The 19,388-nt window shown below is 36.1% G+C and carries 13 protein-coding genes; 8 read left to right on the forward strand and 5 right to left on the reverse strand.

From position 1 onward, the window contains the following. Positions 1-3 precede the first annotated feature (3 nt). Entirely contained in the window at positions 4-1,410 is a 1,407-nt protein-coding gene (locus tag V7S79_RS08225) for a murein hydrolase activator EnvC family protein (RefSeq protein WP_459490098.1), read from the forward strand. A 492-nt stretch (positions 1,411-1,902) separates the two neighbouring features. On the opposite strand, the gene V7S79_RS08230 is transcribed toward V7S79_RS08225, so the two are convergent. Then, complete coding sequence (locus V7S79_RS08230) at positions 1,903-4,230, reverse strand: TonB-dependent receptor (protein ID WP_459490099.1); 2,328 nt, start codon at positions 4,228-4,230, stop codon at positions 1,903-1,905. Positions 4,231-4,428: 198 nt separating this feature from the next. On the opposite strand from V7S79_RS08230, the gene V7S79_RS08235 reads away from it, so the two are divergent. From V7S79_RS08235 to V7S79_RS08250, 4 genes are all read left to right on the forward strand, one after another. Beyond that, positions 4,429-4,935, forward strand: a complete 507-nt coding sequence (locus tag V7S79_RS08235) for an RNA polymerase sigma factor (protein ID WP_459490100.1) — start codon at positions 4,429-4,431, stop codon at positions 4,933-4,935. Positions 4,936-5,109: 174 nt separating this feature from the next. After that, positions 5,110-6,588 carry a phytoene desaturase family protein gene (locus V7S79_RS08240; RefSeq protein WP_459490101.1) on the forward strand — a complete coding sequence of 493 codons (1,479 nt, stop codon included), beginning with the start codon at positions 5,110-5,112 and terminating at the stop codon, positions 6,586-6,588. Position 6,589: 1 nt separating this feature from the next. Continuing rightward, positions 6,590-7,408, forward strand: a complete 819-nt coding sequence (locus tag V7S79_RS08245) for a phytoene/squalene synthase family protein (protein ID WP_459490102.1) — start codon at positions 6,590-6,592, stop codon at positions 7,406-7,408. A 3-nt stretch (positions 7,409-7,411) separates the two neighbouring features. Then, positions 7,412-8,152: a sulfite exporter TauE/SafE family protein gene (locus V7S79_RS08250; RefSeq protein ID WP_459490103.1), complete on the forward strand. Its 741-nt coding sequence runs from the start codon at positions 7,412-7,414 to the stop codon at positions 8,150-8,152. A gap of 54 nt (positions 8,153-8,206) precedes the next feature. Here the strand turns inward: V7S79_RS08250 and V7S79_RS08255 are convergent, their stop codons facing one another. Next, a complete protein-coding gene (locus tag V7S79_RS08255; RefSeq protein WP_459490104.1) occupies positions 8,207-10,549 on the reverse strand; it encodes a M1 family metallopeptidase in 2,343 nt (780 codons plus the stop codon). A 197-nt stretch (positions 10,550-10,746) separates the two neighbouring features. Here V7S79_RS08255 and xylA point away from each other — a divergent pair, with 197 nt between their 5' ends. Genes xylA through V7S79_RS08270 form a run of 3 tightly spaced genes read left to right on the forward strand, consistent with a single transcriptional unit; the run spans position 10,747 to position 15,452 of the window. Beyond that, the gene (gene xylA, locus V7S79_RS08260; protein ID WP_459490105.1) at positions 10,747-12,075 is read left to right on the forward strand and encodes a xylose isomerase; all 1,329 of its coding nucleotides are present in this window, start codon (positions 10,747-10,749) and stop codon (positions 12,073-12,075) included. 15 nt (positions 12,076-12,090) lie between these two features. Beyond that, positions 12,091-14,796, forward strand: a complete 2,706-nt coding sequence (locus V7S79_RS08265) for a glycosyl hydrolase (protein ID WP_459490106.1) — start codon at positions 12,091-12,093, stop codon at positions 14,794-14,796. Then, positions 14,793-15,452: a DNA alkylation repair protein gene (locus V7S79_RS08270; protein WP_459490107.1), complete on the forward strand. Its 660-nt coding sequence runs from the start codon at positions 14,793-14,795 to the stop codon at positions 15,450-15,452. The genes V7S79_RS08265 and V7S79_RS08270 overlap by 4 nt, the downstream gene beginning before the upstream one ends. 402 nt (positions 15,453-15,854) lie before the next feature. On the opposite strand, the gene V7S79_RS08275 is transcribed toward V7S79_RS08270, so the two are convergent. The 3 genes from V7S79_RS08275 to V7S79_RS08285 are packed head-to-tail and all read right to left on the reverse strand — an operon-like array spanning position 15,855 to position 19,235. Continuing rightward, positions 15,855-16,895 (reverse strand): SMP-30/gluconolactonase/LRE family protein, encoded by a 1,041-nt coding sequence (locus tag V7S79_RS08275; RefSeq protein ID WP_459490108.1) that lies wholly within the window; start codon positions 16,893-16,895, stop codon positions 15,855-15,857. A 48-nt stretch (positions 16,896-16,943) separates the two neighbouring features. Continuing rightward, complete coding sequence (locus tag V7S79_RS08280; protein WP_459490109.1) at positions 16,944-18,656, reverse strand: GMC oxidoreductase; 1,713 nt, start codon at positions 18,654-18,656, stop codon at positions 16,944-16,946. Positions 18,657-18,674: 18 nt separating this feature from the next. Then, a complete protein-coding gene (locus V7S79_RS08285) occupies positions 18,675-19,235 on the reverse strand; it encodes a gluconate 2-dehydrogenase subunit 3 family protein (protein WP_459490414.1) in 561 nt (186 codons plus the stop codon). Between the last annotated feature and the right edge of the window lie 153 nt (positions 19,236-19,388).

The following is a 19,388-nucleotide window of genomic DNA, read 5'->3' on the forward strand; positions in this document are numbered from 1 at the left end:
TTTTTGAAAAATTCCCTTCTTATCCTTTTTGTTATCCTGGGTTTTAGTGCTTTGGCACAGGTTGATAGAAAAACTCAATTGGAACAACAAAAGAAAGATAACTTGGCCAAAATCAAGGAGTTGAATTCGATCATTTCTCGGACTTCCAAAAAGAAAAATGCTTCTATTGGTAAATTGAATGTTTTAAAAGAGCAGATAGGTGTACAAAAGAAACAAATTAATATACTTTCAGAAAACCAAGTTGTTTTAGCACAAGAGGCTGAAAAGTTAACCAAAGAAAGTGATGTGTTAGCCGAGAAATTGAAACGTTTGAAGCGTGCTTATGCAATTATGCTTTACGAAGCACAAAAGACGTCCAATGTATATAATAAATTAACTTTTTTGATTTTATCGGATAATTTGGGAGAGTTTGTGAAGCGATTTGATTATCTGCGCCATTTCTCAATCAATAGAAAAAAACAAGCCAATAAAATTTTTGAAACTCGCCAGGATTTAATGACCAAAAAACAAAAGGTGATTTTTAAAAAGGAAGAAGAGAAGAAGGTCATTGTTGAAAAAGAAAAAGAGAAGAAAACCTTAGAAGTATTAAAAACAAAAGAGGATAAAGTAGTAACCGTTTTAACTCAGCAAGAGAAAAAACTAAGAATTGAACTAGAAAAGAAGAAGTTAGCAATTCGAAAATTGGACAATTTAATTACCAATATCGTTGCTCGTGAAATTCAAAAAAGTCAGGAAAGAGAGAGGAAATTGAGAATGGCTCAACAAGCCAAGAAAATGGAGGTGAACAAGCCAGCACTTCCTACTTTAAAGACAGATGGATCACTTCCAAAATATGTAGATAAATCCGAAAAAGAATCAGCGAAGAATTCTTCTGGAACAGAAATTGCTAAATCTGAAAAAGCTGCAGAATCTAAAGAGGCTGCTAGTTCGAAGGTAGAGGCCAAACAACCTGTTTTAGAAAGTAATACTTATTACATGAATGCAGAAGAAGCTAAATTGGCAAGTTCTTTTGGTGCATTAAGAGGAAGAATGCCATTTCCTGTTCCTTCTGGATTTATTTCAGACCATTTTGGGGTTCATAAACATCCTATTTTAAAAGGTGTCATGATAAATAATAATGGTATTGATATTCAAACATCTCCAGGCTCAGCAGTTCATTCAGTGTATGAAGGAGTTGTACAGTCAGTGGTAAATATTCCAGGCATTAATATGGTTGTCGCCATTCAACATGGAGATTACTTTACTGTATATAGTAAATTGGATAATGTTTCTGTAAGTACGGGGCAAAGAGTTAAAACGGGTCAACGAATTGGATCTGTTGCATCAGATGATGATGGAACGGCTGAAATTAATTTTCAAGTTTGGAAAAACACCATTCGTCAGAATCCAGAAGCATGGCTGAGGAAGTAAGAGGTAAGAGGTAAGAGGTAAAAGGTAAGAGGTAAGAGGTAAGAGGTAATAGGTAAGAGGTAATAGGTAAGAGGTAATAGGTAAGAGGTAAGAGGTAAAAGGTAATAGGTAAGAGGTAAAAGGTAACAGGTAAAATAGGTAATAGGTTTATTAATTTCTAATCTAAAATATAAGTTTTCTGTTAGTGATTCTGATTTTCTTTTTTTAAGGGGTAATGCGTCCCCTTACCCCCTGCAATTTACGTGTTATAAAGTTCAGTTAATTGATAAATTGATTATATCAAAAAGATTCCTTGCTTAGGCCTTATTTACAATTAGTTAAAGCGGTTTTCAATTTTTTTAAACAATTAGGGTTTGACTGAGAACAGTTTGAAGCCTTTCCTAGAATGGTTGCTCAGCCTATCGAAGCATGGTTGTTGAGCTTGTCGAAGCATCGAAGTCAAAAGATGTAGAAAAGAGAATCAAGAAATGTTGTTACCTCTTACCTCTTACCTTATATTCTATAATTAACCCTCAAACTTACATTCCTTCCTTGGTCATCTGTGAAGTATCTAAATCTATTTAGATAATCTCTATAGGCCGCATTTAATGCATTGCTGATTCGTATGCCAAAGTCAAATTTGCGCACTTTCAATCCCCAATTTATTTCTACCAATTGATAGCCTTTGGGAGGTTCAACATAATCTGAACCAGGTTCTACACGCGTTTGTCTTGATACCTCTGTTATTCCAGCGCTAATGTATTGTTCCGATTGACTAAATTGATAGCGAATTTGATATTCAAATCGGTCTGGAGGAATATTAACCAAATATTCCTTGTTTTTTACATCATACGCCCTTGTGATACTTGCTTTATGCGTTAAAGACCAATGTTTGTCTAGTTGGTAAGTTAATTTTCCATCGATACCTTGAAAAGTAGCATTGATTTGTTGATATTCGAAACCAGGAAAAACACCTCTGACAGTTTGAATATAATAAGGCTCTCCATTTTCTACCATCGGCCTTAAGTAGATAAAATTTTGAATGTAATTATAAAACAAACCTAGTTCTACTTCTAATTTATTTTTATTGAAAATAGTGTTTAAACTCAAATTTGTGGCAGTTTCTCCTTTTAAATAGGGATCCCCGATTTCAAATGCTCCAGCACCATGATGGACACCATACGAAAATAATTCATTCGCGCTGGGTGCCCGAAAGGCTCTGGCAATAATAAAATGATTTTCTAATTGATCGGTCCAATGATATTTTGCCCCAATGCTACCTGAAATGCCATTGAAATTGTATTGATCACTTCTGGATTGACCTGAGTAACTGATTAATGTACGATGGGTTTCTAAATTTTTTGCGTCAAAACGAAGTCCAACTTCTAATTCATATTTTTCCTTAGCCAGTCGCTCAATACCAAATACTCCTAAATTAGTTTGAAAATAATTGGGTAAAAGGCTATTGGATATCGTGGGATTCCTTACAGCTTTACCCGATGTTATATTTCCTTGATGCAAGAATGTAAGTCCAAATTGTCCTTTCCATGTTTTGGAATCATTGGTTTCATCCAATAATAATTCGCCAGTAAAAGTGTCTAATTCAAATCTTAAATTATTGACATTCTTTCCAGCCCGCAAGACATCCAACTCCAATCTTTCATCGAATTGATAGGCAAAAGTTCCCCGAATTGCAGAACCATTCTCTAGTTTGTAAAAGTTTTTAATTTTCAATAAGTCGTGAAAAACATCTTGATTAGGCCTTTCTATATTTCTAATAAACTGAGTGGGGGTGTATATATTTGCAGGAACAGGATTGGCGATAGCAGCTTCCAAATCACCAACATTACCAATGTGTGATCCTAAATATATACCAATGATATTGTGGAATCTACTGTAATAAAGTTCAGAGCCCCATAATTTTGATTTGTACCCGAATTGTGCCGAAAAGTTTTCTTCCTTAACTCCTGTATTGGCTAAGTAATAGTTGGCACTTTGAATGTTGCCCCCATCTTTAATGGTTCCTTGAATTCTCCAGCCCCAACCTTTAAAATTGTTTATTCCACCTTCTAAACTTCCAGATAAAACCCATTGCCTTCCGTTGGTGAAATAAATGTTTTGTAATTCCCCTTTTATCCCAGCCGTATCTGCTAAAGCATTTGGTTCCATTAATACAATCCCTCCAATGGCATCTCCTCCAAAGCGCAAACCAGCTGGTCCTTTAATAATTTGTATGTTTTTGGAAACAAACGGATCTATTTCTGGAGCATGTTCGCTACCCCATTGTTGTCCTTCTTGGCGGACTCCTTGATTTAAAATAATGACTCTAGATGAGTGCATTCCATGAATGACTGGTTTAGAAATCGTACTGCCCGTTTGTAAGCTTTGAACCCCACTGATACCTTTAATCATTTCTCCAAGACTTAATCCGTCTTTTTGAGAACGTTCTTCATCTGAAAGTCTACCTGTCAATTGACTACTTGCTTCTGATTTTTTACCCGATACAATCACTTCTTGTAAATGCTCTTCGTGTTCGTGTAGATCAATGTTTTGCAGATTTTCCTCTTTTAAAGTAACACTCATTTCGAACTTGTCGAATGTACTTAATTCACAAACTAGCTGATAGGTGCCTGGACAGATATTATTTAATTGGTAAAAACCTTTTTCATCTGACTTTGTCCCAAATTTGGTGCCTTTTAAATAGATAGTCGCATTCCCTATTTTTTGTTTTGTTTCACTTGAACTAATTGTGCCCCGCAAAACGCAATCACATTTGTTTTGTGCGAATGCAGTCAAACTGGCTAAATGGAGAAAAAAAATAAATAAGATGCTTAGGCGCATGTAGATGATGAAATGTTAAATCAGACTTTAAATATACGTTTAAATATGCTTTAATAGGTACTTAACAGGTTCACGATCGATGAAAGTTGAATTTTTGAAGATGACTTGTTAAACAAAGTTGACAAAAATTTTGAAATAAATATTTGTTTTGTTTAATCTTTTTATAAATTTGTTAAACAAAATTTAAATCGAACACAAATGACTGCCTTAGAATTCACTTATCAGGTTGGGAATTTCTCCAAGATTTTGAAACCATTTGCATTACGTTTGACAAGAGACTCAGATGATGCGAACGATTTAATACAAGATACACTTGTAAAAGCTTACACGAATAGAGATAAATATTCAGATGGGACAAATCTGAAAGCTTGGTTATTTACCATTATGAAAAATACTTTCATAACGCAATACCAGCGAATGGTCCGTCGAAATACTTTTATCGACACAACAGATAATTTACACTTCATCAATTCAACCGAATCTATACAGTCCAACCTTGCTCTAAATTCCTTTGTAAAAGAGGATTTAGAGAAGGCTTTGGCCAACACGGAAGAGATGTACCGAACACCTTTTTTAATGTATTTTGAAGGATTTAAGTACCATGAAATTGCTGAAGAACTTGACTTGCCGATTGGCACAGTTAAAAATAGAATTCATATTGCTCGTAAAGAGTTAAAAAGTCAATTGAAAATGTATGCCAATTGATTTGAGGTTTTAAATAGGTTTAGGTTAACAAAAGATTGAGTAAAAAGTCAGATAATTTCTGACTTTTTCTTTTGGTGCAAACCAAAAATATAGGGGTAATTAGTCGAATCGTTGCGCCCATTAGCCCGTTAAATTGTTTATATTTGTTAATTACTATGGTCATTAGTTAAGATGATGAAAAAGAAAAAAGTAATCGTAATAGGTGCCGGATTTTCTGGACTTTCAACTGCCACTCAATTGGCGGATTGGGGTTATGAGGTAGAAATATTTGAGAAAAATGAACAAGCTGGAGGCCGCGCGAGGGTATTCAAAGAGCAAGGTTTTGTATTTGACATGGGGCCAAGCTGGTATTGGATGCCTGATGTTTTTGAGAAATATTTTTCTGTTTTTCATAAAAAACCATCGGATTACTATCAATTAAAAAGACTTGATCCTTCTTACACGGTCATTTTATCACCCGATCAGGTCATTGATTTGCCAGCCAATTTGGATGATATTAAATCATTGTTTGAACAAATTGAACCAGGTGCCTCGAATCAATTAGATCAATTTTTAGATCAAGCATCCTATAAATACCAAGTCGGAATTACAAATTTTGTTTGGAAGCCTTCTCGGAAAATTTCAGAATTTCTAAGCTTAAAGTTATTGATTGATGTCATTCGTTTAGATGTATTTCAATCGTTTTACACCCACATTCGAAAGTATTTTAAGTCGAGTACACTTCTAAAGATCATGGAATTTCCCATCCTCTTTTTAGGTGCTATTTCCCAGAATACTCCAGCGATGTACAGTTTGATGAATTTTGCTGAAATAACCATGGGGACCTGGTATCCAATGGGAGGGATGCACAAAATCATTGAGGGAATGGTTCAATTGGCGGAAGAAAAGGGTGTTAAAATTCATTACAACCAAGAGGTTTTGGGATTTGAAATAGCAGATAAAAAAGTGAAAGCCATACAATTGAAATCAGGTATTCATTATGCCGATGCAGTTGTAGCAAGTGCCGATTATCATCATGTAGAAACTTTATTGGGTGACGATTATCGAAACTATACAGAAGATTATTGGGATAAACGCGTCATGGCCCCATCTTCTATTTTATTTTACCTCGGTGTTTCCAAGCGATTACCCAAATTAAAACACCATAATCTCTTTTTTGACCGTGATTTCTCTGTTCATTCCAACGAAATTTACACAGAACCTTCCTGGCCTTCTGATCCATTATTTTATGCTTCTGCTCCGTCTGTTACAGACCCGAGTGTTGCGCCCGAGGGAAGCGAAAATTTGTTTTTATTAATTCCGGTTGCCCCCAATTTGGTTGATACAGAAGAAATCCGAGAAAAATATTTCGACCAATTAATGGATCGTTTGGAGAGTTATTGTGGTACAAGCATTAGAGAAGCCATTGTTTTCAAGAGGTCTTATGCGCACAAAGATTTTAAAAATGATTACCACGCATTCAAAGGAAACGCCTACGGATTAGCTAATACCTTAATGCAAACCGCTATTTTAAAACCAAGTTTGAAAAATAAGCGATTGAAAAATTTGTATTACACGGGTCAATTAACCGTCCCAGGCCCTGGCGTGCCACCTGCATTGATTTCTGGGTTGGTCGTTGCCAAAGAATTAGATAAAGAACTTAAAAAACTTTAGCATGGATTTATACCCAAAAGTTTCATTGGCTTGTAGTAAATTATTGACAAAGGCATATTCTACGTCTTTTTCATTGGGAATTCAAACCTTGTCTAAGCGCGTGCATAACCCGATCTATGCCATTTATGGTTTTGTGCGTTTGGCCGATGAAATTGTGGATACCTTTCATTCACATGATAAAAAAATGCTCTTTGAGCGATTTAAGAAAGATACTTATCTAGCACTGGAGGAAAAAATAAGTTTGAATCCTATTTTGCATTGTTTTCAGTCAGTGGTGCATGAATTTGAAATAGATAAAGAATACATTGAAGCTTTTTTGTATTCCATGGAATTGGATCTGACAGAGACAGTTTATGATGACTCGGAATACAAAAAATATATTTATGGTTCTGCTGAGGTCGTTGGGCTTATGTGTTTGCGTGTTTTTTGCAAAGGGAATCCACAGCATTTTGATTACCTAAAAGCGGATGCATGTGCCTTAGGTTCGGCATTTCAGAAAATCAATTTTTTACGAGATATTCGCTCAGATTATGAAGAAAGGGGTCGTGTATATTTCCCAGAGATTGATTATTTGAATTTTACTGAAGATCAAAAGAAGGAGATCGAAGCAGATATTCAACTGGATTTTGATGCTGGTTTGCGAGGTGTTAAAAACTTACCTTCTAATTCTCAAAAAGGTGTTCGTTTGGCCTATGAATATTACATTCGTTTGTTCGAAAAAATCAAGGCTAGCTCAGTTGATGTGATTAAAAACGAGCGAGTTCGCGTACCCGATTGGGAGAAATTTTTGATTTATTTTCAGCTTATTCTTAAAAAATAAATAATGGATTTTTTGTTGCAAAATGCTAGTTGGTTGATATTTGCTTTATTTATCATGGCATTTTTATATTCCTCCGTGGGGCATGGTGGTGCGAGCGGTTACTTAGCCGTTATGGCATTATTTTCAATAGCTCCCGCCGTCATGAAACAAAGCGCCTTAATTTTAAATTTGGGGGTTTCTATGATTTCCTTTTTGCAATTCTATCGAAAGGGATTTTTTAAATGGAGAAATTTTTGGCCCTTTGCATTGGCAAGTATTCCGATGTCCTATTTGGGTTCACTTTGGATATTAAGTGATTCAACTTATAAAAAAGTCTTAGCAATTTGTTTGTTTTTTGCTGTGTTGAGAATAATGTTTCAACAAAACGCAAAACCTTCTCAAAAGCAAGTTCCTTTGATTGCAGCCCTGATGATTGGTGCTATTATCGGTCTGATTTCAGGTATGATAGGCATTGGTGGAGGAATTTTATTAAGCCCATTAATCCTATTGTTTGCTTGGGCAAATATGAAAGAAACTGCTGCAGTAAGTGCTCTTTTTATTTTTGTCAATTCTTTGGCAGGTTTAATAGCAGTGAAAAATTGGGTGGCTTTAGAACAACAAAATTTTGTTTGGATGATTTTAGCTTCTTTGATAGGAGGGATTTTAGGATCTTCTTGGGGAGCCAATTATGCTTCTTCAAAGTGGATCAAATACATTTTAGGATTGGTTTTGATCATTGCGAGTCTCAAATTATTCTTTGTATAAAAAAAAGTCTTTGCCAATTGAATGACAAAGACTTTAAATTTATTTTAATCTATATTATTTCGCACCTCCTAAGGCCGCTCCACTTGATTTAGCTTTTTGAGCTTCTTGCATAGGATTCAATGGGCCTTGTCTATTCATTTTGAATAATTGCAATTTAGTAGGCTGTGCAGGCTCTCTTGGATAAGCATTGTCATCTGTATCGATATCCGCAATTTCAAAGTAAGGATCCAATGTCCATTTTGCTACTTTCTTGTCCGTTGGAATTATTTTCTTCGCTTGAACATCATTCAATCTCCAAATTTCTGCAGGGAATCTAAGCACTTGGTCTGTCCCATCTTCAAAGGTTAATTTGACAATCACTGGCATCGGTAAACCTCCTTTGTTTTTGAAATTGACTACATAAAAGTTTTTGCCAGCAGAAACTAATTTTCTTTCCTCATCTGTCAAAGATTTTAAATAATCTTGGTATTTCTTTTTTTCATCCTCTGATACAGCAAAACGATCGAAAGTATTATAGAAATCATTCATATCGCTTTCTTTTTCTACCACTGTTTCCTTGATATCCGTTTTGTTACGAATATTCGAAATTGTTTGTCTTTTTGCATCAAAATTAGCTTTATCATTGGCTTTTTTAGCCGTTGGGTCTTGGTTATCAACACCAAACCATTCAACGGTTTCAATCGATTGGTTAACAGGCTCCGTTCCATAAAACCAGCCTCTCCAGAACCAGTCTAAATCGACACCTGAGGCATCTTCTAAAGTACGGAAGAAATCGGCAGGGTAGGGTTGTTTAAATGCCCATCTGCGCGCATATTCTTTGAATGCATAGTCGAATAATTCACGACCCATAACCGTTTCTCTTAAGATATTCAATGCTGCTGCTGGTTTTGCATAGGCATTATTACCAAATTCCATGATATTTTCCGAGTTGGCCATGATCGGTACTTGGCTTTTGGAATCCAATCTCATATAAGGAACAATACTTTGCGCTTCCCCTCTTCTAGCAGGGAAATTACGATCCCACTCTTGCTCAGCTAGGTATTGACAAAATGTATTCAATCCTTCATCCATCCACGACCATTGGCGCTCATCTGAATTGATTATCATTGGGAAAAAGTTGTGTCCAACTTCATGAATGATAACTCCTATCATTCCATTTTTTACATTTTCCGAATAAGTTCCATCCGCCTCTGGTCTACCACCATTGAAAGAAATCATCGGATATTCCATTCCTCCTCCTGCTATGGAATGACAAGAAATAGCTACTGGATATGGATAGGCTACGGTGCGTTTTGAGTAAGACTTCAATGTATGGGCTACTACCATCGTAGAATATTTTCCCCAAAGTGGATTTCCTTCTTTCGGGTAGTAAGACATAGCCATCACTTTTTTCCCTTCCACATCTACTTGCATCGCATCCCAAATGAATTTTCTTGAAGAAGTAAAGGCAAAATCTCTAACATTGTCCGCTTTGAAAATCCACGTTTTTTTGCCTGTTGGTTTCCCTTTTTCAGCTTTTTCGGCTTCTTCTTGACTCACCAATAACACAGGTCTTGTCGCTGTTTTGGCTTGCTCCCAACGTTTTAACTGAGTAGCAGACAACACTTTTGTTGGATTTTGTAATTCACCAGAAGCACCTACAACATGGTCATTAGGGGCAGTAATTTCAACTTTATAATTTCCAAAGTTCAAGGTAAATTCTCCTTGTCCTAAAAATTGTTTGTGTTGCCATCCGTACACATCATTATAAACAGCCATTCTTGGGAACCAATGCGCAATAAAGTAATTGGCATTTCCGTCTTTTTCGAAAAATTCATAACCAGAACGACCATAATATTCTGTGATTAAATAATTCCAATCAATGGAAAAGCTCACTGATTGACCCGTTTTTATCGGACTAGGCAAATCAATTCGCATCATTGTTTGATTGATGGTATGTCGAAGGGGATTACCCTTCATATCTTTTACAGAAGTTATTTTATACCCATAATCTTTTGGATTTGTTAAATCTTTAAACGCTGCTGCGCTAATCGATCCATTAATTCCACCCGTTTTGGAAGTGCTACCATTAGATCCTTTTTCAAATAAATTTTGATCCAATTGTAACCAAATATAAGGTAACTCGTCGGGTGAATTATTGAAATAGGTAATGGTTTCAGAACCAATGATTTTTCGATTGATATCATCTAATTCTACTTTGATATCATAATCAGCTCTTTGTTGCCAATAATCCTTGCCCGGTGAACCACTCGCTGTGCGATAAGAATTTGGAGTAGGTAAAGTAGATTCTAATTGTTCAAAACGATTGTTTGCATTGTAATTGGCAGAGCTAGATTGAGCCAAGCCAATGAAAGTTTGAAGACTTATGAAAGTCAAGAGGTATAATTTTTTTATCATTTGTTGATATAGTTTTTTCAAATCTATAAAAAAGTTTTTACATACTAAATTCAGACCAACGATTTAACTTAGATTAATCCGGATCTAAACATTGAATTCTGTGCTATCCTGTGCTAATTTATTTATTAAAAAATTTAATTTATTTGTTTAGAATTTGTAGATTTAAGTCTTTAAAGAAATAATTTAATTTTATTTATATGAGTATTTTAGTTGGACAAAAAGAATATTTTAAAGGAATAGATCAAATTCAATATGAAGGTCCTGAGTCGGACAATCCATTAGCATTTAGATACTACAATGAAAATCAGGTGGTTGCAGGTAAGACAATGAAGGAGCACCTTCGTTTTGCCATTGCTTATTGGCATTCCTTTTGTGGAAATGGTGCGGATCCATTTGGTCCAGGAACTCATCATTATCCTTGGGATGTTTCCAATGATCCTAAACAAAGAGCATTAGATAAGGCAGATGCCGCCTTTGAATTTATCACCAAAATTGGTGCACCTTATTATTGTTTTCACGATATAGATGCCATCGATCAATGCAATGATCCGAAAGAATTTTCAGAAAGAATGAAATTTATTGCGGATGTTTTTGAAAAGAAACAAGCAGAAAGTCAAGTGAAATTACTTTGGGGAACTGCCAACTTATTTTCACATGAGAGATACATGAATGGTGCTTCTACCAACCCTAATTTTGAAGTAGTTGCCCATGCAGGTGCTCAATTAAAAGGAGCTATTGATGCAACCATTAAATTAGGTGGCCAAGGTTATGTGTTTTGGGGAGGTAGAGAAGGTTATATGACTTTGCTAAATACAGATATGAAGCGTGAAAGAGAGCATTTTGCAAGAATGCTACATACTTGTGTGGAATATGCACGTAGAAATGGCTTTAAAGGGAAGTTTTTTATTGAGCCAAAACCATGTGAGCCAACTAAGCATCAATATGATTATGACGCGGCCACTGTTATTGGTTTCTTGCGTGAATTTGATTTGCTATCTGAGTTTGGATTGAACCTTGAAGTGAATCACGCTACTTTGGCAGGTCATACTTTTGCGCATGAGTGCCAAGTTGCTTCTGATGCGGGTATGTTGGCTTCCATCGATGCGAATCGTGGTGATTACCAAAATGGCTGGGATACAGATCAGTTTCCTTTGGATATTTATGAGTGGGCGGAAGCTATGTCAATTATTTTGAATCAAGGCGGATTAGCTGGTGGTGGTATTAATTTTGACGCAAAACGTCGTAGAAATTCTACCGATGCAGCCGATTTATTTTATGCTCATATTGGTGGAATGGATACCATTGCACGTTCTTTATTGATCGCAGAAAAGATTCAGAAAAACGGTGAGCTTGCTAAATTTAAAGCTGCAAGATACGCAAGTTTCAATCAAGGAAAAGGTGCAGATTACGAAGCAGGAAAATTGAAATTAGAGGATTTATTCCAAATTGCGACGGAAATCGGAGAGCCTCAAATGCTATCTGGAAAACAAGAATATCTTGAGAATTTATTGGGTCGATTCGTTTAATACAATGGATTAGATATGAAAAATATATTGCCGATTTTCCTATTATTAATTATGATAAATTTAAAAGCAGTGGGTCAAAAACCTGCTGCTTTTTCTACTTCTAAACCATGGGCTTATTGGTGGTGGCCTGGAAGTGCTGTCAATGAAAAGAGTATTACTTACAATTTAGAAGCTTTTGCTAAACAAGGATTTGGGGGATTACATATCATTCCTATTTATGGGGCCAAAGGATTTGAAAATCAGTTTCTAAATTATTTATCTGCCGACTGGAAAGCAAAATTTGCCTTTACCTTAAAAGAAGCTCAAAGGCTGCATTTGGGTATTGACTTGACTTTGGGAACAGGCTGGCCATTTGGAGGTCCACAAATTACTCCTTTGGAAGCAGCAAAAGCCTACCAAATATTTCAATTGACTATCCCAGAGGGGGCAACATTACCCGTTTTAGACAATTCCTTAGCGAAATTTCCAGGGTCCATTTTAACAGCCATTTCTGTTTTTGAAAATGGCATATACAAGGAAAATCTTTTTGACTTATTTCAAAAAAAACAATTAGCTACATGGCATTCTAAATCGGATTCCACTCATATTTATTTGATGTATCAAACCTTGACCAAACAAATGGTCAAAAGAGCTGCACCAGGTGGGGAGGGTTTGGTCATGGACCATTTTAATGCAGATGCATTTGATGCCTACAAAGTTCCCTTTACCGCCTTGCTAAAAAAATCTCATCGACCTTTAAGGGCCATTTATAACGATTCTTATGAAGCATTTGGAGCCAATTGGACCTCTGATTTTTTTGATCAATTTGTTCAATTAAATGGCTATGATCTTCGGGCACATTTGGATGTTATGTATAAAAGTCAAGCCCAAAATGAAACAGAGAATCAAATCTGGGCAGACTATCATCGAACCATTTCTCAATTATTAATGAAAAATTTTACTCAACCTTTTGCCGCTTTTGCAAAGGGAATGGGATTTTTAAGTAGAGATCAAGCACATGGTTCTCCTGGGAATTTGTTGGATTTATATGGCGCTGTCGATATTCCTGAAGCAGAATTTTTTGGTAGTAAACCCTACAAAATTCCGAATTATCGAGTAGATCCTGAATATGATAGTTTGACATTTGGTATACCGGATATTCGTGCTTTGAAGTTGGCTTCTTCGGCAGCCAATTTAGTGGGTAAAAAATTAGTGACCAGTGAAACTGCCACTTGGTTAGGGAATCATTTTAAAGTTTCTTTATCTCAAGTAAAACCCATCATCGATGAAGTGTTTGTTGGAGGTGTCAATCATGTTTTCTTCCACGGAGCAACCTTTAGTCCACCGGAAGTGAAATGGCCAGGTTGGTTGTTTTATGCTAGTACGAATTTCAATCCCCAAAGTCATTTTTGGGAGGCATTGCCAGAATTGAATAAATACATCGAGACTTGCCAAAGTTTCTTGCAAAATAATGCAACAGATTCTGATTTGTTGTTGTACTTCCCCATGGAAGAAATTTGGCATCAAAGAAATGGAAAAGGTAAAATGCATACGCTCGACTTGCATGCAAACAGTAGAAATTGGTTGAAAAATACCCCTTTCGGAAAATGGGCTCAAGTTTTACAAGATCGAGGTTATCAAACAGATTATATTTCAGACGATTTGTTGAAAACCTTGAAACCCAATGCGAACAAGACTTTTACGGCATCTTCTGGAAACGTATACAAAACCATTTTGATTCCGCCGATTAATTATTTATCAACATCAACCTTGGAATTGTTAGCTGATTGGGTCAAAAAGGGCTATCCTGTTTATTTCCTTGAGAAACTTCCAGAAAAAAATATTCTTTGGAATGAATCTGAGGTACAAAAATCAAATTGGAACACATTGCGAGAGCAATTAGTAATGAATGTTTTGTCTGACCCTCGCGATGTACTGGCTAGAAAAGGGGTGGCTAAAGAGGAAATGAGTGAATTGGGATTGTCCTTTATCCGGAAGAGAGAAAATGGTAATTACGCCTATTTTGTGACTAATTTATCCAATACATTTAATGAAGGATTTGTCAATTTTGCCCGAAAATCCAATGCCTATTCAACCTTAAATCCAATGAATGGGCAAGTAGGTCAACTTCCATTGGATAAAATGAAAGGTGCTTTTGTCCAATTATTACCGGGTCAAAGTGTTATTATAAGAACGGTTAAAGCAAAAAAGATTCAAAAAATGCTTCCTGTAATCTCACTCACTTTGACTAATATAACTCCTTCTAGTAAAATCAATGTTGATTTTGTCAAAGGAGCTCCTGAATTGCCTAAATCGATGATTATGGAAAGCTTGGATTTTTGGACGAAAGATTCTTCTACCCACCGTTTTTGGGGGACAGGGAAGTATAGTTTTGATTTTGATTTGACAGCTGAGGAAATCAAATATGCGAAAGTTTTACACTTAGATCAATTGAAAGATTGGGCAAAAGTTACCATTAATGGAAAATTAGTGGGTAAGATATGGGCTATTCCTTTCCAATTGGATATTCCCAATGGAGTTTTAAAAGAGCATAATCGATTTGAAATTGAGGTGACCAATTTATCTGCCAACCGAATTAGGGATTTAGATAAAAAAGGTGTTGTTTGGAAAAATTTCCATGAAATCAATTTTGTGGATATTCGTTATAAACCGTTTGATGCTTCTAATTGGGCCATCGATACCAGTGGATTAAAAGGGAATATATTTTTTACCAACCGATGAGTATTTTTATTAATGAATTAGAAGTGGCATTTCATTTGCTTCAAAATGCTGAAAATGCAGATTGGATGACGAAATACATGCGGAATCAGTTTCCTTATTTAGGAATAAAAAAACCTGAACGGCATGCGGTATTTGTTGATTTATATAAAAAGCATGGTAGTAAAGAGGATTGGTGGACAGTATGTAATGTTTTATTTGCTAAAAAAGAGCGTGAATATCAGTATGTAGCCATGGATTTTTTGCAAAAGAAATCCAAAGAATGGGATGAGCGAATCCCATCGCTGGTTGAATCTTGGATTTTAGCCCAACCTTGGTGGGATGTTGTGGATGTTTTATCTCCCAAAGTATTAGGGCCTTACTTTTTGCGTTTCCCTGAACAACAAACCTATTGGTTGACTCGATGGATGGAATCAAATAATTTTTGGTTGCAAAGAGCTTGTATTCTTTTTCAACTAATGTATAAATCGAAAACGGATAGGGGATTATTATCCAAAATAATATTAGAATTAAGTTCTTCCAAAGAGTTTTTTATTCAAAAAGCCATTGGTTGGTCCTTGCGCCAATATGCTAGAACAGATGCTCCTTGGGTCATTGATTTTGTTGAAAACCATGCATTGGCAGCACTTAGTAAACGGGAGGCACTTTTGAGGGTTTGAAAGGAAAAGAGAAGAGAGGAAAGAGAAAAGTGAAAACGCGCTCGGCTGTGTCGAGTGTGTACTATGAATTGAACTTGTAGTTCAAGAAAGAATACTAAATGGCTAAAAAACGCGCTCGGCTGTGCCGAGTGTGTACTATGATTTGAACTTGTAGTTCAAGAACATGAATTCAAGATTCAAGAAAGAATATAAAAAGGCTCACCTCGCGGCAAGCCTTTCGTTATTTAAGGGGATTTGATTTAACAAGTATATTGCCTAAACCAAACGATTGATGATTACACAGTAATTCAATAAAGGTTATAAATTGATGAATCGCTTAATAATGTTAAACATGAACAAGCGAAAGCGGTCAGGCTAAAGAATTTGATTCACAAATTTCGTGAATGGAGCTTAAATAAAAAATTATTTTATTTTTTTTGTTTCAAATCCATGCCCCAATACTTTCGTTCTTACGCGCAATAAATTCATATCGGAAGTGATAAACAATGTTTTTCCATCTTCTCCAAAAGCCACATTTGAATTAGCATTGTCTGTAATAATTCTTCCAAGTAATTTTCCTTTTGCATTGATAATTAAAACTCCTCCAGGACCCGTAGCCCATATATTGCCTTCTTTGTCAATTTTCATACCATCTGCAGAACCATTTAAACCACTTTTGTGCATGGCATTTCCATCAAAAAAGATACTTGGCTTACCTAAATTCCCATTTTTATCTACTGGGTAAGCATTCCAAATTAAGGCATTGGGGTCAGATTGTGCAACGTATAAGATTGATTCATCTAAATTAAAGGCTAAACCATTGGGTCTGGTCATAACCTTTGACTGTAAACTTAAATTCCCTTGGGTATCAATTCTATAAACACCTTGAAAATCCAATTCTTTGGCTGGTTCTTCTTTTCCTCTACCGGGTAAGCCATAGGGAGGATCTGTGAAGTAATAGGCCCCTGAACTGTGTTGAACTAAGTCATTCGGACTATTTAATTTTTTCCCTTCAAAAATATGAGCTAAAGTCTTTTTCTGGTCTGGATGATGAATGGGCATTTCCGCAATGCGTCTATCACCATGCTCACAGCTGACTAAATTGCCTTTTTGATTGATGATTAATCCATTTGCACCAGGCTCTTCTGAATAATATTCTGGTTTTGTATAGCCCGCATGTTCTAAAAAGGTTTCTAAGCCCTTTGCCGCCGTCCATTTGTGAATCTTATTTTCAGGAACATCTGTAAATAATAGGAATTTATCCTTTTTGACCCAAACAGGTCCTTCCGACCATGTAAAGCCTTTTGCAATGATTTCAATTTTTGAATTGACATCCAATAAATGGTCTAACTCAGAATCAATCCGTTCAATTCTACCAATTGTTGGATAGTTATTTTGTGCTTTCATAGAAAAACTAGAAATCGCTAAAAGTGCTGCAAAGCAGGAGAGAAGGTATTTTGACATAAGAAAAAAAAGACGTGCATGTGAGCATGCACGTCTATGTTTTAAGGATTACAAATTGAGTTTTTTCAACTCTTTTACCGCAAAATCGGCTGCTCTTGCAGTTAATGCCATATACGTTAAAGATGGATTGACACAAGACGTTGAAGTCATGGCCGAACCGTCTGTAACAAATACGTTTTTACAAGCATGTGTTTGATTATGTGCGTTTAAAACAGAAGTTTTAGGATCTCTACCCATTCTAGCTGTCCCCATTTCGTGAATCGCCATACCTAGATATGAGCCGTTGTCATGCGTTTTGACATTTTTCAAACCTGCGCTTTCCAACATTTCTCTAGCATCTTCCATCATATCTTTACGCATTTTCATCTCGTTTTCTTTCAAACCAGCATCGAAAACAACTACTGGTAATCCCCACTTATCTTTAGTCGTTGGATCTAAGTACATTTTGTTTTCGTGATACGGTAATGTCTCGCCAAAACCACCCAAGTTCATCGTCCAAGGTCCTGGTTTAGTTAAGGATTCTTTGTAGTCTCCACCGAAACTTAAATCACCTATGCCTCTATTCCAACTTTGTCTAGAGCCACTTCCTTGGTAACCAAATCCACGTAAATAATCCCTCTTATCATTTCCAATGTTACGATATCTTGGAATATAAATACCATTCGCTCTTCGGCCGATGTAGTATTTGTCTTCATCACCTTCCCAAACTCCACTTGCACCTGTACGGAAGTGGTGATCCATCAAATTATGACCTAATTCACCTGAATCATTTCCAAATCCATTCGGGAAACGAGCTGATTTTGAATTTAATAACAAGGCTGTTGAGCTAACTGTTGATCCACAAATGAAAATTACTTTTGCATAGTATTCTCTTACTTCATGGGTTACTGTATCAATTACACGTACACCTTTTGCTTTGTTTTTCTTTTCATCGTAAAGAATTTCAGAAACCAAGGAATCCGGGCGCAGGGTCATTAAACCCGTTTTTGCCGCAGGAGGTAAGGTACATGATTGAGAACTAAAGTATGCTCCATAAGGGCAACCTAGTCTACATTTATTTCGGTATTGACAAGCAGAACGACCAATGCCTAATTGCGCTTGTTTTGCTTCCGATAAATTGGCAACACGCCCAATTGTCATATTTCTGCCTGGAAAGTTTTTCTCGATTCTTTTACGAACCTCTTTTTCCACACAATACATGTCCATCGGCTTTAAAAACTCCGAATCAGGCAATTGAGGTAATCCTAATGCCTCACCAGAAATACCAACATGTTTTTCAACATACGAATACCAAGGTGCGATGTCCTTATAACGAATAGGCCAGTCGACAGCGATACCATCTTTTAAGTTTGCCTCAAAGTCGATATCCGATAAACGATAAGTTTGACGTCCCCACATGATTGATTTTCCACCCACAATATTGGGTCTGAACCAATCGAAACGCTGTACCTCTTTGTACATAGAATCAGAATCATTGAACCAATAATCCTGCGTCATTTCATTGTATGGATAATCTCTAGCTAATTTAGGATGACTAGCTTTTTGTTCTTGTGTTAATAAACCATTGTATTTGAAATCCCAAGGATCTTTGTACGTAGGAGCATATCCAGTGATATGTTCCATTTGTTTACCTCTATCCAATACAAGGGTTCTTAATCCTTTTTCGGTTAATTCTTTGGCAGCAAAACCACCGGATACACCAGAACCTACGACAATCGCATCGTATGTTTGGCCTTTAATTGCATCTATATTTAAATTCATCGTTATTCGGTTTAAAGATTAAATCGCCCAAGTTTTTTGACCAGCTGTTAACGGCATACAGCCATCAAATTTGCCCGGAATTGGTAGGTATTCCAATGCTTTGGTTGCGCCAATTTCAGAGGTAAAATACCCAGTGGTGGTCAATTCTTTCATCATAAAGAAAAAAGTAGCTTGGCCTTTTTTGTTTTTACGAGCTAAATCGGCTTCTAACATAGAAGTTGTTAATGCTTCTTTTTTCTGTGTAGCGTTGGAAGCAACAAATCCAGTTCCAAATTTAGATTTGCAATCAGCATCTAATTTTTCCAATCCGGCATAGAAAATGTCTTGGTCAGCTTTGGTGTAACAATCTCTTACCACACGAACGATAAATTGTTCTACTTTGGCGGCTTTCGCACCTGGAGTGGTGGTTGTTGGAATGATCACGTCAGCTACTTCAGCTAATAAAGATTCTTGTTCTGGGGTAAATTGGACAAATGCACCACGGTTGGTTTTTTTGCCCATAATACCAGCCATTGCTGGAGCTGAAATCATACCGCCCATTAAAAATGCTACTCGTTGGACAGCATCTCTTCTGTTCATTTTTTTCATATTATTTTCGGTTTATTCGATACGAGGAAATTCTTTTAAAGAAAAAATTAAAATATTTCTCAAAGAATTTCAAATATATACAATTATTCTAAAAAAACTAATCCGAATTGGATGCTTTTTGGAGAATAATTCATCTAATTTTAC

The organism is Aquirufa sp. ROCK-SH2, from assembly GCF_054558315.1.

Bases quoted from the DNA above. Each gene is read 5' to 3' on its own strand.
- xylA (WP_459490105.1), top strand. From the start codon at position 10,747: ATGAGTATTTTAGTTGGACAAAAAGAATATTTTAAAGGAATAGATCAA.
- V7S79_RS08245 (WP_459490102.1), top strand. From the start codon at position 6,590: ATGGATTTATACCCAAAAGTTTCATTGGCTTGTAGTAAATTATTGACA.
- V7S79_RS08240 (WP_459490101.1), top strand. From the start codon at position 5,110: ATGAAAAAGAAAAAAGTAATCGTAATAGGTGCCGGATTTTCTGGACTT.
- V7S79_RS08275 (WP_459490108.1), bottom strand. From the start codon at position 16,895: ATGTCAAAATACCTTCTCTCCTGCTTTGCAGCACTTTTAGCGATTTCT.
- V7S79_RS08250 (WP_459490103.1), top strand. From the start codon at position 7,412: ATGGATTTTTTGTTGCAAAATGCTAGTTGGTTGATATTTGCTTTATTT.
- V7S79_RS08270 (WP_459490107.1), top strand. From the start codon at position 14,793: ATGAGTATTTTTATTAATGAATTAGAAGTGGCATTTCATTTGCTTCAA.
- V7S79_RS08255 (WP_459490104.1), bottom strand. From the start codon at position 10,549: ATGATAAAAAAATTATACCTCTTGACTTTCATAAGTCTTCAAACTTTC.
- V7S79_RS08265 (WP_459490106.1), top strand. From the start codon at position 12,091: ATGAAAAATATATTGCCGATTTTCCTATTATTAATTATGATAAATTTA.
- V7S79_RS08285 (WP_459490414.1), bottom strand. From the start codon at position 19,235: ATGAACAGAAGAGATGCTGTCCAACGAGTAGCATTTTTAATGGGCGGT.
- V7S79_RS08230 (WP_459490099.1), bottom strand. From the start codon at position 4,230: ATGCGCCTAAGCATCTTATTTATTTTTTTTCTCCATTTAGCCAGTTTG.
- V7S79_RS08280 (WP_459490109.1), bottom strand. From the start codon at position 18,656: ATGAATTTAAATATAGATGCAATTAAAGGCCAAACATACGATGCGATT.
- V7S79_RS08235 (WP_459490100.1), top strand. From the start codon at position 4,429: ATGACTGCCTTAGAATTCACTTATCAGGTTGGGAATTTCTCCAAGATT.